This window comes from Neobacillus sp. NRS-1170 (genome assembly GCF_050468025.1).
Genome location: NZ_JBITPF010000061.1, coordinates 1 through 17,489, shown reverse-complemented (window position 1 = coordinate 17,489; position 17,489 = coordinate 1). Strand labels below are relative to the sequence as shown.

At 40.4% G+C, this 17,489-nt stretch carries 8 protein-coding genes and 1 rRNA gene; 5 read left to right on the top strand and 4 right to left on the bottom strand.

Translation table 11 applies throughout. From position 1 onward, the window contains the following. Nucleotides 1-36 precede the first annotated feature (36 nt). Nucleotides 37-153, top strand: a 5S ribosomal RNA gene (gene rrf / locus ACIFOT_RS23705). A 118-nt stretch (nucleotides 154-271) separates the two neighbouring features. Here rrf and ACIFOT_RS23700 read toward each other — a convergent pair. From ACIFOT_RS23700 to ACIFOT_RS23690, 3 genes are all read right to left on the bottom strand, one after another. Then, complete coding sequence (locus ACIFOT_RS23700) at nucleotides 272-2,119, bottom strand: bifunctional diguanylate cyclase/phosphohydrolase (RefSeq protein WP_430068703.1); 1,848 nt, start codon at nucleotides 2,117-2,119, stop codon at nucleotides 272-274. A 174-nt stretch (nucleotides 2,120-2,293) separates the two neighbouring features. Continuing rightward, nucleotides 2,294-2,890 carry a DUF5317 domain-containing protein gene (locus ACIFOT_RS23695; RefSeq protein ID WP_430068707.1) on the bottom strand — a complete coding sequence of 199 codons (597 nt, stop codon included), beginning with the start codon at nucleotides 2,888-2,890 and terminating at the stop codon, nucleotides 2,294-2,296. A 253-nt stretch (nucleotides 2,891-3,143) separates the two neighbouring features. Then, on the bottom strand, nucleotides 3,144-3,449 hold the full coding sequence (locus ACIFOT_RS23690; protein ID WP_430068700.1) for a DUF4359 domain-containing protein: 306 nt from the start codon (nucleotides 3,447-3,449) through the stop codon (nucleotides 3,144-3,146). 328 nt (nucleotides 3,450-3,777) lie between these two features. Between ACIFOT_RS23690 and ACIFOT_RS23685 the strand changes: the two genes are divergently transcribed. After that, complete coding sequence (locus ACIFOT_RS23685; protein WP_430068697.1) at nucleotides 3,778-4,704, top strand: CPBP family glutamic-type intramembrane protease; 927 nt, start codon at nucleotides 3,778-3,780, stop codon at nucleotides 4,702-4,704. 17 nt (nucleotides 4,705-4,721) lie between these two features. On the opposite strand, the gene ACIFOT_RS23680 is transcribed toward ACIFOT_RS23685, so the two are convergent. Next, nucleotides 4,722-6,629 (bottom strand): leucine-rich repeat domain-containing protein, encoded by a 1,908-nt coding sequence (locus tag ACIFOT_RS23680; RefSeq protein WP_430068695.1) that lies wholly within the window; start codon nucleotides 6,627-6,629, stop codon nucleotides 4,722-4,724. 556 nt (nucleotides 6,630-7,185) lie between these two features. Here ACIFOT_RS23680 and ACIFOT_RS23675 point away from each other — a divergent pair. From ACIFOT_RS23675 to ACIFOT_RS23665, 3 genes are all read left to right on the top strand, one after another. Further along, complete coding sequence (locus tag ACIFOT_RS23675; protein WP_430068693.1) at nucleotides 7,186-11,961, top strand: 5'-nucleotidase C-terminal domain-containing protein; 4,776 nt, start codon at nucleotides 7,186-7,188, stop codon at nucleotides 11,959-11,961. Nucleotides 11,962-12,430: 469 nt separating this feature from the next. Continuing rightward, complete coding sequence (locus tag ACIFOT_RS23670; protein WP_430068690.1) at nucleotides 12,431-16,585, top strand: S8 family serine peptidase; 4,155 nt, start codon at nucleotides 12,431-12,433, stop codon at nucleotides 16,583-16,585. A 101-nt stretch (nucleotides 16,586-16,686) separates the two neighbouring features. Next, a complete protein-coding gene (locus ACIFOT_RS23665) occupies nucleotides 16,687-17,106 on the top strand; it encodes a VanZ family protein (protein ID WP_430068688.1) in 420 nt (139 codons plus the stop codon). Nucleotides 17,107-17,489 lie beyond the last annotated feature (383 nt).

Genomic DNA, 17,489 nt, shown 5'->3' with positions numbered 1-17,489 from the left:
ATCTAGTTTTGAGGGAATGATTCCTTAATAAAGTAGTCTGGTAATTATGGCGAGAAGGTCACACCCGTTCCCATACCGAACACGGAAGTTAAGCTTCTCAGCGCCGATGGTAGTTGGGGCACGCGCCCCTGTGAGAGTAGGACGTTGCCAGGCACGAAAAGGGACAGCTAAATAAGCTGTTCTTTTTTGTATCCCAAAATAGCAATAGACATTAAAAACAAAAGCAACGGATTTCTCCATCACCTTTGTTTTTTTTATAGCTGTAGACAATTTAACTATTAACAGTTGCTGAAATATCTTCTAATTCTTCCCCCAAGCTATCAAGCTGCTTTATTAGTTCAATAAATGGCTCGACGAATTGTGGGTCAAATTGTTTCCCAGAACAGGTCCGTAATTCAACAATAGCTTCTTTAAAGGTTTTTGTCTTTTGATAGGGCCGCTCGGTGGTCATGGCATCAAACGAGTCAATGACACACAAGATACGGGCTAATTTCGGGATTGATTTTCCGGCTAGACCATACGGGTAGCCCTTACCATCAAAGCGCTCATGATGGAGCTCGACCAATGGGATTAAATCATCTAATTTCTTATTGGTTGAAATAATTTCTTTACCCCAAGTCACGTGCTTTTTCATCATTTCCCATTCATGCGGTTCGAGCTTTCCTTTTTTATTCAAAATATCCCTTGGGATTTCAATTTTTCCAATATCATGAATTAAAGCGCCAAGGATTAGCGTTTTCCGTTCGTGGTCTGTTAAATGAAGTATTCGTGAAAAATCGACCGCATATTGGTAAACCCTTTTACTATGACGATAGGTATATACATCCTTAGAAAGAAATATTTTTAATTGCTGTTCGGCTTCTTCTAGCTCTTTTTCAAGAGCGAGAGAGCGCTGGATCGAATATTCGGAGTGTTCATTGTATATCTTGACCAAATTTTTTCCTTGGTCTTTTGCCGCATACATTGCTTGATCTGCTTTATTAAGAAGCTCAGATATACTGTATGTTTCCTTTTCGCATTCAGCAATTCCGGCAGAAAAGGACAAGCATCTGTAAGGGAGCCCTTCAACTCCTTTATAATAGGTATCATTCGCTTTTTTTCTTAGCTCGTTCATAAAGGATAAGGCTGACTGGCGCTTGGTATTTGGCATCAAAATCGAAAATTCTTCGCCACCATAACGTGCAACCGTGTAGTTTTCCTCTTCTGACTCATTTTTCAATAAAGTACCAAATTCCTGAAGTAATTGATCTCCTTGAATATGACCATATAGGTCATTGTATTTTTTAAAATCATCAATATCTAGAAGAACAACACTTAGTGGCATGTCTGCTTCTTTTGCAACGGCAACCTCTTTTTCTAAAATCTCTTTAAAATAGCCGTGGTTATTAAGTCCAGTGAGAAAATCTTTATTGGCTTTATCTAATGTGGCTTGAAACAATTGGAAATGTTGATTAAAGGCCACAGACAAAAGGATAGCAATACAAATAAAAAGGAAAAGACCAAAGTATGCTTCCCTATCGAATAATATTCCACAGACAATGGATAGCAGTAGGGTAGTTACATAACTAACCAAAAAGGATTTATCCTTTAGCATTCCGATAAAGACTGTATTTATTTTTTCTTTATGGAGCAAATAGAAATATACACCAATCAAAATTACATTAATTAAAAAATAGGCGCTTAACGAGATAAGATAGGGTAATAGATTATTAGTATCAATCTTATTAAAACTGCCGCCGGATAGACTATATACTTGATAGGATAAAGTCATCATCAAGCTATACAATGCAAAATTAAATAAATGCTTCCACCAAGCAATTTTCCTTTGATAAACTGCATTAATTATGCTGGTTACAAGCAATATATCCAATGTAAAATCAAGTCCATATAAAAAAATGCCTGCCATGTAGATGGCGGAATCCATTGAAGTTGAATTTCCTTCAGGCGGAATGGGAATCGTGTAATGATTTAGAAGTAAAATTGCCCCGATGAAGGCAAATTTAAACACCATTTTTGAGGATGTGTCGAATTGGAAGGAATCATAAATAACAAACGAAATACATCCGATAATAGTAACAATGATTAAATAAATATTCGAAGGGCTTTTTATTCGGTCCATTTGTAATCACTCTTATCTATATAAAATAAAAGGGAGAAGTTATCTGAGATTAACTGCTCCCAAGAATTGATTATATTAGCTTCCAGCCTGATGTTAATGCAACAATTAACGATCCTAAAATAATTGCATTAACTAAAATACCTGTTAATTTGATTCCTTGTGGTTTTTGTTGTTTCATCTTATTTCACCTCCTTTCATAGAATTGGAGGTGTCATTGACCTGCAAGGAAGATGGATGCTTTAGCATTAAATACTGGATGAATAGGAAAATGCCAATATTCATAACCACATCCCCGATACTAATAATTTGTGTTCGCGGATAAGGTTTAGAGAGAGGGATAATATCCCCTAAAAATCCTAGATTAGTTGATTGGGTTAAAATTTGGTGTTTAGCTGCTAATCCTCCTTTCAAGGCATCCATATAACTAGGATCTAAAATCGAAGCTGCTTCTACAGATACCGGCATCCTTCCACCGTTCACGACCATCACTAAAAAGTTGAGAAATACACCAATTAAAATTAATAAAAAACCAGGATTTTTACGATTCAAAAATAAAAATATTAATCCCAATACATATACGGCCATGTATATGTAACCGCTTAATTGACCAAGGAATTTATAATCATTTTGAAACGTAAAAATAACAAGTTCTATTACTAATAATAGTGGGAAGATCCAACCGCATTTCAGATTTAAGTGTGCTAAACCTCTTAAACTACCTTTTCGCAAAAAACCAATAACAAATGAGAGAATAATTCCGTCAAAAACCATCAACAATTAACCTGCCTATCAGCAAATTTTAAATCGATATGTATATATTTGGAAAATATTATATAGGAATAATATCCTATAAATATAATAGTTTTTAGAATTGTCGAATACAAGAGAGAATTTTGAAAAATAATAGTATTTTTTGAAAAATTCTATCAAATTGGAAAAAGACGATTTGAAGACAGACAAAAAAGCAGCAAAACATTGCTGCTTTTTTAAATGCAAATTTTATTTATTAATAAAAAGGGTTTAATTATTGCTTTTCAAAACTCGACAGCGGAATAAATTGATGAAATATTCCAATGGATTTGACTTTTCCCATTCCTACATCGGAAAAATCTGTCTCGTAGATGGAAAAAATAAAGTAATCGGATTGTTTAGTGCCTGCATCGAAAATAGGTTTTCCAGCAAGTGAGAGAATGCCTTTTTGCAGCAGATTTGATGACTTGTCCATTGTTTTGTGATTAATCCAGTCGATATATTCTGCCCGATTAGGATTAGTGGAGGATAATACAAAAATCACCACAACTAAAAGAATAATGGAAGCAAACTGTTTCATTTTTAAAGTCCCCTATTCGTAATAAAATGTGAAAACTAGTGCACATTGCTTGTACATTCTTATGTTAAAAGGGCTGAAAAAATGAGGATTAAATTATTAAAATGGAAACATTATTTTGGTGATAATTGCCTCCCGGTATGATAAATTATTACTATTATAATCTTGTAAAATGTTAAAGGGGAATTGCCATGTCAAGAAAATGGAAGTGGGTCATTGCCTGCTCTTTATTCCTGCTTTTATTTAACGGACTCGGAATCCTGGTAGCTAATATTCTTGGTAAGTAACAGGAGATTTTTCACTAAAAAATCACAGGCAAGGAATGACGAGGATGACATCAAATTTAACTAAACCGATATCGAAAAAGTTACTCTTTGCGATGCTCATTGTGGCGATTGGTGCTGAAGTCCTTCTTTATCTATCCCGTTACAGCTATATGGCCAGTACCCTGTATGATGCGGTCATGGTTTCATCTTTTTTTGTGGGCTGGAAGCTATACCGGCGGCTGGGTTATGAGAGTGCCCAACTGAAAACCAAACGCCAGCGAATTCTGCAATTCACTGGTTCTATTTTCATTTTTTTCGTCGGAAGCATGATCATCAATATTTACTCCACTGTGATGTTTACAGATTTCAACGATGATTATGATCAATACGTTGAAGAGTATACCGATTATCAGTCCTTCGCGGCGGAAGACGATGAGGCAGTCGCAGCGGACGGTCCCGTTTGGGCCTTTTTTGATAAGGTCGATACGATTGGCGAGGAATTATATTTCGATGCCCTGGCCGGTTTAGAAGAGGTTTGGCGCCTATGTTATATCATTTTGCTTCTTATGGTGTTTAAAAAAATCTTCCGCCGCCGCTGGGAAAGCGGCTCTAGAGACAGATTCCTGATGATGGCCCTATTCTTGACATCGGTTATATTCGGAATTGACCATACATTAAGTACAGAGCAGCCGTGGTCGATCAAATTAGGGGCAATCGTCACGATGGGCAACATGGGTTTATTGTTAGGCCTCATCCTTCTGTGGACACGAAGCCTGTGGTTAACAGTTATCGTCCACTCGCTTTACGATATCACGGCCACCTTATCATGGTATTATATCGATTATGCCGTTGAATATTTTGCGCTTGTTGTTCTTTTTGTCCATGTGGTGCTGTATTCATTGGAAAAAATGCATCAAAAACGCCCGAAACACCAGATGGATATGCATGCACTTTCAAATTTGCCCGAAGAAAAAGGTACGGAATCATTTTGATTTCGTACCTTTTTCTTTTATTTAATCCAGGCACCATCGGCCCCAAGTTTATATCCGCCAATGACCGTATTTTTGGCCATTTCCCCGCTTGGGTAGAAATAATACCATTTTTTGTTGATTAACAGCCAGCCCTTAGCCATCGCGCCGCTGGTATTTAAATAGTACCATTTTCCGCCGTCTAACAACCAGCCAGTCTTCATCGCCCCGCTGCCGTTAAAGTAATACCACTTTCCGCTGACGGACACCCAGCCGGTCTTCATGTTGCCATTTGCATCAAGGTAGTACCATTTGCCTCCATCCTGAAGCCAGCCGGTTCTTTTTTTGAAGGTTTTTAGATCGAAATAATTCCAATTGTAGTTAAACTGACTCCAGCCGGTAATATTCCATGATTGGGTATAAAGATTAAACGTATCTGCCTCATAAGTATCTTCTTCGCCTGCTGCAATCAGGTTAAATGTATGATATCCTGTGTAAGGCTTCAACCCTTCCCACTTATAATAATGGGTGTTTCCATCCATTTCAGCCAATAATTCATCATCCATATACAATTCAAAGCTGACAGGTTCTACCCCGTTAAAGTACCAGGCCAATTCCCACGTATTATTTGTATAACGGTTTCCGGTATATTCAAACACATTCACATATACACCGCGATTAATCAACTCGGTTACAATCTTATCCGCAGGACTTCCTTTTTTCCACGCGATATTATATAAATCATCAATGTGCAATTCCTGCAGATTAGGAATCAATTTTAATGGTGCAAGGTCTGTTGAAGGATTGTAGGAAACATCGAGATATTCTAAGCTTGGCAGCTGGCTGATTGGTTTAAAGTTTGCAATTTTATTCATACTAACATCCAAATATTGAAGCTGCTTTAATTGCGAGATAGGACTTAAGTCAACCACTAAATTACTCGGCACTTCTAAGACAGTCAAATTAACTGCATATTCCAATCCCTTGAGGGAGCGGACACCGAGGTCCTTTTCGACAGAAAGCTCAGTCAGGCTCTCCAGATCACTTACCTGTAAATTACGGTTGTAGACCAATAGTTCTTCTTTTACCATTCCTTCAAGAACCTTATCTTCCATTGAAATGATTTTTCCGGAAGGAAGCGGCTCGGTCGTAAACTCAATGGTTTGCTCTTCACCAGTTTCGACGCCATCCTTTAAGACAGCAATCGTTACCGAATAATCGGTATTTGCCTTTAAGCCTTTAATCGTAAAGGTTTTTTCCTGGGTGTTTCCATACTCTCCATCATTAAGGAAAATTTTATAGCTAGTATTTTCTGCCCAATCGCCGTGGTATTCCCATTCGACTCTCATGGCGCTTTCACTTGTTACGGAATCTAAAATTTCCACAGGACCATAAGGCGGACAATCGACTTCAACGCCTGCCTCGAACAGCATATCAAGTGTTTGCCAGGCATTTCTATCATTGTACCAATCAATATCTAAATCCATCACAGATACATAAGCTAAATTAGGCAAGGTGGTTAAGCGGTAAATATTTGTAATATTTGTCCCGCTGATGTCAAATTCCTCCAGAGAGGTCAACCGCATCAAATACCCAAGGTCTTCAATCGGGTTATAGGAAATATCAGCAGCCTGTAATTTCGTCAAATTCAGGATTGGTTCGATTGATTCTATATTATTGTCAGATACATTAAGCTCCTCAAGGTTGATGGCTTTCTCTAATCCTTTCAAGCTATGAATCTCGAGCCCCTCGGCATCAAGAGTAACGAGCGCTTGGATTTTCTGTTCCGTTAATGGCTCCTCATCCGTTAAGGATAAGGCCTCTCTGACTGATTTTTCGAGTGTCTTATCCTCGAAAAGAACGACAGAATCGGCTGCCGCTTCTGATAAATTAGGAAGCGAGAAAATCGCCCCCAGGAAAACTAGTAAAAATAAAACATTCTTTCTCATCTTTTCCCCCTAAAACACGTAATATTTGTATTATACTTTATAGCAAATTTTAAAAATACTAGAATTTTCAGGGGTATTTTTCGAAAAATAAAGAAGTCTAGCAATTAGACTTCCTTAAGAAAAGATTTTTTTCCGAGGTCTGTTCCAGACCTTTATGTAGGTATTGCCTTCTTTACAGCGAAACACCTTAATCCCTATTAGTTTTAGAGGAGTGAATATCTCCTTCATATGCAAAAGCGGCATATCCTCAGCCTCCTAAAATAGTATTTATTTCCATCATAACGGATTTGCCGGAATGGGGAAACTGATAAGACTCGATAAATATCGACCTGATTTCCCGAGAAATGACGATTTTTGTGCCGGTTGGCTTGTAAAGATATAGTAAGTTTAGTGTGTCAATTTGGTAAAATTGTTAAATATTGTAGAATGGCAGATTGTTTTAAAGTAGAATAGTAGGTGCACGACAAAGGTTACTAGAAGGGGGAATGCCTATTTAGTATGTTTACTACCATTAAGTCGATAGGTATAAACATTCAAAAAAGAGGAGGCGTAGAGATTGAGGTTTATTAAAAAACAGCTTTTTATTGTAACGACTATTTTAACATTACTAGCAAGCTACGTGCTGCCATACCTTCATCATGCAAGTGCAGCAGAAAATTACATAACGGTAGCACAAGCCATTGCCAATACCTCTGGAACGGCAACCGTGAAAGGATATATTGTCGGCTATGCGAAGTCAGGAACGAATTATCAGACTGCAGCACCCTTTCCTGATGATTTCAATTTTGGTATTGCCGATAGTGCAGCTGAAACCGACCCGACAAAAATCCTTCCAGTTCAAATAACTTCAGGCTTCAGAGCGGAGTTCGGGTTAAAAACGAATCCTGCAAATATAGGGAAGGTTGTATTTGCCACCGGAACATTAACACCCTATTTTAGTGTGCCGGGATTAAAAACCCCAACTGCCATGAGCTTTACAGCTCCAGATGGAGGCGGTCCTGTTGACCCGCCGCCAGTCCCGGAAGATGGCATCAAAATCAGTGCCATTCAAGGTGAAAGCCATACTTCGCCATACAATGGCAAAAATGTTACTGGGGTGACCGGAATCGTCACTCAAGTGATGGACGTAAACAATTTCTACATGCAGGACCCAGCCCAGGATAATAATCCGAAAACCTCCGAAGGAATCCTTGTTTACAAGAAAGCGCACGGCTTAGTAAAAGGTGATAAGGTGGCCGTTGACGGATTAGTAAAGGAATGGGTCATCGATGGGTACAGCGACAAGCTGGAAACGGACCTTCCTTCCACGGAAATCGATGCAAATGCAGGGAAAACAACTAAACTTGCGAGCGGCCAAGAATTACCGCCTGCCCTTGTCTTTGGCAAAGACATCAACCCGCCGACACAAGTCGTTGATAACGACAAATTTGCCAGCTTCGATCCTGAGGAAGACGGAATCGACTTTTTTGAAAGTATTGAGGGAATGCGGGTGGCCATTGAAAATCCAGTCGCAGTTGCGCCGCAAAGATACGGCGAGGTTCCAGTCATAGCCGGGAAAGTGGATGGTAAGACCTATACAACTCCAGGCGGAATTCCGATTACAAAGGACAACATGAACCCGGAAAGACTGCACCTGCTGTTTGGCAACAAAAACTTTGTTTCCAAAACGGGTGATCGCTTTGATGGTACCGTTTATGGAGTCGTAACGTATACTTTCCAAAACTATAAAATTCTTACCGATGAAGCAGCCTTGCCAAAGCTGGTGGAAAGCGATTATAAGCAAGAGGTAACCGACATCGTCAAGAACGACGAAAAGCTTACCGTGGCTTCTTATAATATGGAAAACTATACAAAAGCAGATGCAGCGAAAACGAATAAAATCGCACAGTCGATTGTACAAAACCTGAAAACTCCTGACATTGTCGGTTTAGTAGAGGTCCAGGATAACAATGGTGAAACAGCTGGCGGCGGAACAGATGCTTCGCAAAACTACCAGGCGCTTATCGATGCGATTAAAGCGAACGGCGGTCCCGGTTATCAGTGGACAGATATTGCGCCGGTAGATAATCAGGACGGCGGCGCTCCAAATGGCAACATTCGTGTCGGCTTCATTTACAATCCTGACCGCGTCACCTTAAAAGCAGGCGCAGCAAAAGGTACCGCCACACAAGCAGTCGGCTATGAAAGTGGCTCGTTAACCTTGAACCCAGGAAGAATCGATCCGGCTAATGCGGCATTCTCTTCCAGCCGTAAACCGCTTGCTGCTGAATTTACCTTTAAAGGCGAAGACGTCATTGTCATTGGCAACCACTTTAACTCCAAGGGCGGCGACCAGCCGATTTATGGAAAAAATCAACCGCCGGTACTGGGCAGTGAAGCCAAACGGGTGCAAATTGCCGGCATCGTGAACAACTTTATTAAAGATGTAAAAAGTAAAAATGCGGATGCAAATGTCGTCGTTCTTGGTGACTTAAACGACTTCGAATTCTCCAATCCGTTAACAACATTAAAAGGGGCAGAATTAACAAACTTAATTGAAAAAGTTCCTGCAACTGATCGCTTTACCTATAGCTATCAAGGAAACTCACAAGTGCTTGATCACATGCTCGTGTCTAACAATCTAGCAGATCGTTCCGAAATTGACATCGTTCATTTGAATTCACCATTTACAGCAGCACATGGACGTGTCAGTGACCATGATGCTGTAATGGGTCAGTTCAACCTGAAAACAGAAACTGCGCCTCCGGCTCCTAAGGCCATTGACCTGTCAATCATGCACGTGAACGATACACATGCTAATGTGGAACAGTATCCAAAGTTGACGACGGCCGTCAGCCAAGTAAGAGCCGAAAAGCAAAATGCCTTGCTTGTTGACGCAGGGGATGTGTTTTCGGGAACGCTTTACTTCAATCAATATCTTGGAAAAGCTGATTTAGGCTTTATGAACACGCTTGGCTATGATGCGATGACATTTGGTAACCATGAATTTGATAAGGACTCTGCCACTCTAGCAAGCTTTATTCAAGACATGAAGTTCCCAATGCTAAGTGCAAACGTCAACGTAACCAAGGAACCTATTTTAGGACCGCTTTTCAAAAATCAAATCAGTGACTCGCCAGAAGGCGGAAATATTTATCCAGCAATCATCAAAACGGTTGATGGTGAAAAAGTCGGCATTTTCGGGTTAACAACGGAGGACACTTCTTTCCTTGCAAATCCTTCTGATGAGATTGTGTTCGAAAATGCGACAGAAAAAGCGAAAGCAACAGTTACAGCGCTTAGAGCTGAAGGAGTCAATAAAATTGTCGTTCTCTCTCACTTAGGCTATGGACCAGACCAGGGGCTCGCAAAAGCGGTGGATGGAATTGATATTATCGTGGGAGGACATACCCACACAAAGCTTGATCAGCCATTTGTGATTGAAAAAGCAGAACCAACCGTTATTGTTCAAGCAAACGAATACCTCAAATATTTGGGTGTATTAAATGTAAGCTTTGACGAAAATGGTGTGGTGACATCGCAGGACGGCAAGTTGATTGATTTAGGGACAAATTCTACGGTGGTGCCTGATGCAGCAGCACAGGCGAAGGTTAACGAATTAAAGGCTCCGCTGGAAGAATTGAAAAAGACAGTTGTCGGATCTTCTAACGTTGTGCTCGACGGCGAACGGACAAATGTACGCTACAAAGAAACGAACTTAGGTAACCTTGTTGCCGATGCGATGGCCGAGAGAGCTAATCAACTGGTGCCTGGCACCTTTATCGCAATGCAAAATGGCGGCGGCATCCGTGCTTCGATTGACCAAGGAGATGTCACACTTGGCGAGATTTACACCGTCATGCCATTTGCTAACTTACTAGTTACATTAGATGTGACCGGAGCTGAAATCTGGCAGGCACTTGAACATAGTGTCAGCAAGGTGGAAAGCGGTGCAGGTCAATTCATGCAGGTTTCTGGTATTCAATTTAAATATGACCCTGCTAAACCTGCATTTGATAGAGTTTGGGACGTGAAGGTTAAAACCGCGAACGGTTTTGAGCCAATCGATTTGGCGAAAACCTATTCTGTCGCTACGAATGCGTTCGTTGCGGATGGCGGTGACGGCTATACAGTCTTCAAACAAGCTAAAACAGAAGGACGCATTCACGAACTTCTTCTAGTCGACTATGAAATTTTAACGGATTATTTTGCAAAAAATAGCCCGGTTTCTCCATCAGTTGAGGACAGAATCGTGTCCGGAGCAGAGCCGCAGCCGCAAAATGGCTGGGTGCAGGCAGACGGTAAATGGTATTACTATGAAAATGGGGTTATCCATACTGGATGGTTAGAATTAGAAGGTAATAAATATTACTTTAACCAAGATGGCGTAATGCAGACCGGCTGGGTAACGATCGAAAAGGTAAACTATTTCTTCGGTCCTAATGGTGTCATGAAAACGGGCTGGGTTTATGCTGCTGGAAAGTGGTATTTCCTTGGTGAAAATGGTGCCATGCAAACCGGACTTGTTGAAATAAATGGCAAAAAATATTACCTCGGAACCGACGGGGTAATGCAGACCGGCTGGATTACACTCGAAGGAAATGTCTATTTCTTTAATGCCAACGGGACTATGCAAACAGGATGGCTGGATTTAGGCAGCAATCGTTATTACCTTGGAACAGACGGCGTCTTGCAGACAGAGTGGGTTGAGATTGAGGGCAATTGGTATTTCTTCGATGAGACTGGCGCCATGATCACCGGATGGGCACAAATTGACGATGAGTTCTATTATTTCGATCCAGACGGCATCATGACAATTGGATTGAACTACATTGATGACGAACTCTACTATTTTGACGAATATGGTGTGAATCAAATTGGCTGGGTTGATATCGAGGGACAGCGGTATTACTTTAATGAAGATACAGGTGCCTTAAAGCTAGGCTGGGTATTTTCAGGTAAACAGTGGTACTTCCAGGATGAAGACGGTATTGTAACCGGCTGGGTGAAGGACAAGGGGAAATGGTATTTCTTGAACTCCGACGGTGTCATGAAAACAGGCTGGGTGAAGGATGCCGGTAAGTGGTACTTCTTAGCCTCTTCAGGCGCGATGCAAACAGGCTGGATTAAACCGGATGGGAAATGGTATTACCTCGAAGCTACTGGTGCCATGAAAACTGGATGGGCCTATGTCAATGGCTCCTGGTACTTCATGAATAAAAGTGGAGTCATGCAAACAGGCTGGTTGTATACAGGAGGTAAATGGTACTACTTATATTCAACTGGAAAAATGGCTAAAAACACCACAATTCAAGGCTATAAACTCGGCGCAGACGGCGCTTGGATCCGCTGATAATTTCTAGTAAAATAGGCCAACTCTACTTGGTAGGGTTGGTCTTTTCTATTTTATTATAGAAATAACATTCCCCAAGTAGGAAACAGGCACTTGTTTTATTATTTAAAAACCCTATTATTATGCAATTCCGACATAATCAGATAACATGCCCCGCGTCTATTCTTTCATTTTTTACAAAAAATTATCTTCATGAATATGACAAGATGTATCTATAAAAAACAACTAAATACAAAATTTTTTTCCCAATATGCCGCATTGTGGAGACATGAACCTATATATGACTATAGTCGCACTCCTTTTGTCGAAAATTGCGATAAATACTTCTTCGTTCTCCGAATAATCTATTGCCAATTCTAGACAAAAATACTAAAATTATATTTGTATATTCCGACTTTTCTAACTTAATAGAAAAAGGGATAAACAAATAAGTAGAATTACATATTTCACATTAGGGGGGAAATCTTTAATGAGCAAAAAGAACCACAATAAGAAGCGCAAAATTGCTACATACGCATTAGCGTCAGCTCTAGTTCTAACAAACTTCGGTTTTGTTTCCCAAACAACTGCTGCGACTTATAAGCCAGGTGATTTAGAAGCAAAGCTTAAGCAATTCAAGCAAAATCAAAAAAGAACTGTATTTAAAAAAGATGCAGCTAAAACTAGTGCACGCGACAATCTTAAAGCAACTGACAAAGTTCGTGTTATCGTTGAGGTTGACGGACAAACTCCAGTAGAATATGCAACCAAGCAAGGTGTCCTATATAAAGAATTATCAGAAGATAAAAAATCTTCACTCGCTGCAAAAGCGGAAAGCCAGCAAAAGGCAGTAAAAGACAAAATTGCGGCTAAGCGTGTAGCGATTAAGTACAAGCAAAAATTTTCCACTGCCTTTAATGGTTTCAGCGGTGAAATGGCTTACGGCGATCTCGCTAAGATTGAAAGCGTTTCCGGTGTTAAAGGGGTCTACTTAGCCAACGAGTATAAGAAACCTGAAATGGAACCGAACCTAAAAACAAGCCACAATTTTGTTCAATCCCGGACAACTTGGCAAGATGCCGGATTTAAAGGCGAAGGTATGGTTGTAGCGGTAATCGATACTGGTGTGGACCCAAGCCACCGCGACTTTAAATTGACTGATACTTCGAAAGAAGGATTAACAAAGACTGCGGTTGATAAAATCGTTGCTGACAAAGGCTTAAAAGGTCATTACTACACTGACAAGGTTCCTTATGGTTACAACTACTATGATCAAAACAACACCATCCTTGATTTAGGACCTGGCGCAAGCATGCACGGTATGCACGTTGCTGGTATCGTAGCAGCAAACGGGGATGAAGCAAATGGCGGTGTTAAAGGGGTTGCACCAGAAGCGCAAGTTCTTGCGATGAAGGTATTCTCTAACGACCCAATTTACCCATCTACATGGTCAGACGTCTATCTTGCAGCGATTGATGACTCTATTAAACTAGGTGCCGATGTTCTAAACATGAGTCTTGGTGATGTAGCTGCATTCTATCAAGAAAACGGAGCAGAAGATCTTGCGATTAAGCGCGCGACTGAAAACGGAATCGTTTGTGCGATGTCTGCTGGTAACTCCAACCATATCGGTGACGGCTGGGATAACCCTTATGCTGAAAATCCTGATATCGGTGTTGTAGGGGCACCGAGCTTAAATCCTGACGGTATTTCTGTAGCCGCATCTGGAAATGAAGCTTATTTATATGAACATGCTTTTACAGTGGAAGGTGACAATTCTTTTTCAAGCATTGGTTATGGAATTGATGACTGGAAAGGGCTTGTAGACGCTAATGGAGGAAAACTTGACATCGTAAGTTTAGGAGGCAAGATTGGGTTACCAGAAGACTATAACGGTGTTGATGTAAAAGGTAAGGTAGTGTTAGTAAAACGTGGAATCATAACTTTTGCAGATAAGACGAAAAACGCTGCAAACGCAGGAGCAGCTGGCATAATTGTATACAATAGTACTGTATCAGACGATATTCCATTTAAGAATCAAGGTGGATGGGAAGTACCACTCGCAATTATCTCTGGAAATAAGGGTAAAGCCCTTGAGGACACAATTGCTGCTGGACACACCACTCTTCATGTTAACCAAACAGCTAGCAGTGAAAGCCCAGAAATGGGACGTATGACAAGCTTTACTTCATGGGGAGTTACTCCCGATTTACACCTGAAGCCTGAAATTACTGCTCCTGGTGGAAATATTTATTCTACTGTAAACAACGATAAATATGAAGTGATGAGCGGTACTTCCATGGCATCACCACATGTTGCCGGCGGATCTGCTCTAGTTCAGCAATACTTACAATCAGATGCCCGCTTTAGCAGCCTTTCTGTTGCTGACCGCACGCACCTGGCAAAAGTATTATTAATGAACACTGCAAAAGGTATTGAAGATTTACATGGTCAACCTTTCTCTCCTCGCCGTCAAGGTGCTGGTATGATGCAAACATATTCAGCAGTAACAACACCTGCTTATGTTGTTAACAAAGCTACCGGCGATGCAAAGGTTGAATTGAAAGACTTCCAATCTACTAATTTCGAAATGACTTTCACAGTCAAAAATATCTCTAAAGATAAATCTGTGACTTACAAAGTAAACACAGATGTGTTAACAGACACCATTCAACAAGTGGAAAAAAGCCCAGATTACAATGCTCTAATTGCAGGCAACCTTGATGGTGCTACAGTGACAGCTCCTGAGAAAGTTACGGTTCCAGCTGGAGGATCAACTGATTTTACAGTAAAAGTTGATTTTACAAATGCAAAAATCCCGGTTGTTGACGCTGATGGCAACCTGAAGCTTCCTATTGCCTTGAAAAAGAACATTTTCGTTGAAGGTTCCGTTAACTTAGTAAGCGCTGATGCAGCTGTTCCAAACTTAACCGTTCCATATGTAGGCTTCTATGGCAAGTGGGATGAACCAAAGATTGTTGATGGATTCTCAACTCTTGGAGAAACTCGCTTCTTTGATTTAGGAGTAGATGCATTAGAAAACGTTGACAATGAATTATTAGAAATGTATCCAGTTCCTGAAAAGAATGAATTTACCCTTTCACCAAATGGTGATAAGTATTACGATAACTTTAATCCTCTTCCATCGTTCTTAAGAAATGCCTCTGAAGTTCAATTTAACATTTTGGACAAGGGCGGCAACCAACTTAAGCGTCTGGAGGCGGAATCCGATGTTTACAAAAATGCCTTTGATGGTGGAAGTGCATTACCGTATTCCTTTAAAACGGACCGTGTTTGGGATGGAAAGATAAATGGGCAAGTTGTGAAAGATGGCTTGTACTACTACGAAATCAAATCTGTCGTTGACTATGCCGGTGCTCAGTGGCAATCGAAGAAAATTCCTGTCTTAGTTGATACCACTAATCCTGTGGTTGCTTCTACCTTTGATTCTGAGAAGCAAGCGGTGACTTGGAAGACAACTGAAAATGGATCAGGCGTTGAAAGCTACGATATTTACGTAAATGGTGAGTATGTTGACTCTGTCGATGGCAAAGCTACCTCTTTCTCATTTGCAGAACAAGAAACAGCTGTTCCAGATAAAGCAGTTGTTCAAGTAGTGGCTTGGGACTATGCTGGAAATACCGGCTATGATACGGCTGCAAAAGGTGATGTGGACCTGCCGCTAATCATTATCTCTGATGGATCAAAGGATGAAGATGGAAATTATATTCCAAATTCACCAGAGCCATGGGGCGCTTACAGTACAAAAGAAGTTCCTGTAAAAGGATTCATTTCTGATGATACTGGTATTAAAGCCATTAAGGTAAATGGAAAAGACGTTGAATTCGCGCAAAATAAAGAAGATGGCAAATTCTACTTCGATACAACTGTTAAGTTTGATAAGGACGGCTTATATGATATAACGGTTGAAGCGACTGATCACTCTAATAAGTCCTTCTCAATTGCACGTAAAGTCTTTATCGATACAACAAAACCAGTGATTAACGTAAACGCACCTTCACGCGTAGATAAGAAGGTCGACAAGGTTACTTTAAATGTGAACCTGCAGGATAACTTCCACTACTTAAGCTTCTTTGTGAATGAAGATAATGAGTTTGAAGTTCCAAAGGTTAGCCCAATTGATGATATTCAACCATTGAATAAAAACTATTCCGTAACTGTACCTCTTAAGGAAGGCGAAAACAAAGTAACCTTAAGAGCAAAAGACCTTTCTGGTAACGAAACAGTGAAGGAAGTTGTCATCAACCGTCAGGACGCTGTTGTTCAGAAGAATGGCTGGAAAATGGAAAATGGTTCTTGGTTCTATTACGTGAACAATGTAAAAGCTACTGGCTGGGTTAAAGACGGCGGCAATTGGTACTTCTTGAAGAAAGACGGTCAAATGGCTACTGGCTGGGTATTAGATAAAGGAGCTTGGTACTACCTAACTAAGACTGGCGCTATGAAGACTGGCTGGTTATTAGAAGAGGGTAAGTGGTATTACCTAAACGGTAACGGTTCCATGGCAACTGGCTGGAAACTAATTAACGGCAAATGGTACTACCTAAACAAAAGTGGCGTTATGGCTGCTAACACAACTGTAGACGGCTATAAGCTAGGAAAAGATGGTGCTTGGATTAAGTAATCACGAGATCCAATGAAGGCGAACAGATTCTCATCTGTTCGCCTTTTTTGTATACTTTTCTCCTTCTAAGTCGAAAATGGATTTTGAAGGAGGAACCATTCATGAGAGTAATCTTTATCATATTTTGGACATTATCAATCTTTGTTTTTACCTGTACCGCAAATTTTTCAGAATTGCTGGCATCAGGAGCGGTTCACTTCGAGTGGGATGCGCACCCGCAGTTTACGGAGCTACTGAAGCCCCTTCCTGTTAGTATAAACATGGACTTCATCATACAAAAAATAGGGCACCTTACGGCCTTTTTCATCTTAGCGCTACTGCTTCAGACCAAAGTTCGTTCCAAATTTGAGGTCTTTATTTTTGCTGGCTTCTATGCAATATTAACCGAGTTTCTTCAATTATATTTCACCAGGGACGGCAGGCTATTTGATATCGGAATTGATAGTGCTGGTATACTTCTGTCATTAGCCATAGGCAGCTTTGTGAATGCAAGGAATTCGAAGGAAATCAGTCATTCCTAATGAGGGAGTGGCTTTTTTTGAGGGATTTCCAATTAGTATCCAGCAAATGTCGTAAGTTTCAAAAAACCGGTAGTAATCCTCCGAAAATAGGTAGTAAGTTCCTCAAAATGTGTCATACGTTCATCGAAATATGTCATAAGCTGCACCAACCCCTAATAATTTTTCAATACCATTGACCCATACCTCTTACTCTACTAAAATTGAATTAGCATTTGGATTTTTCTGAAAAATATGTAATAGTATTCTAGAATAGAATGGTTTAAGTGTAGGTCGTGTCTATAAGGGGTGTCAGGCACCATCCTAGGACATTTGTCCATATACAGCGGACGCTAGCGAAAAAAAGGCGAGCAGTGTGAACTGTTCGTCTTTTGTGCGCTTGGCAG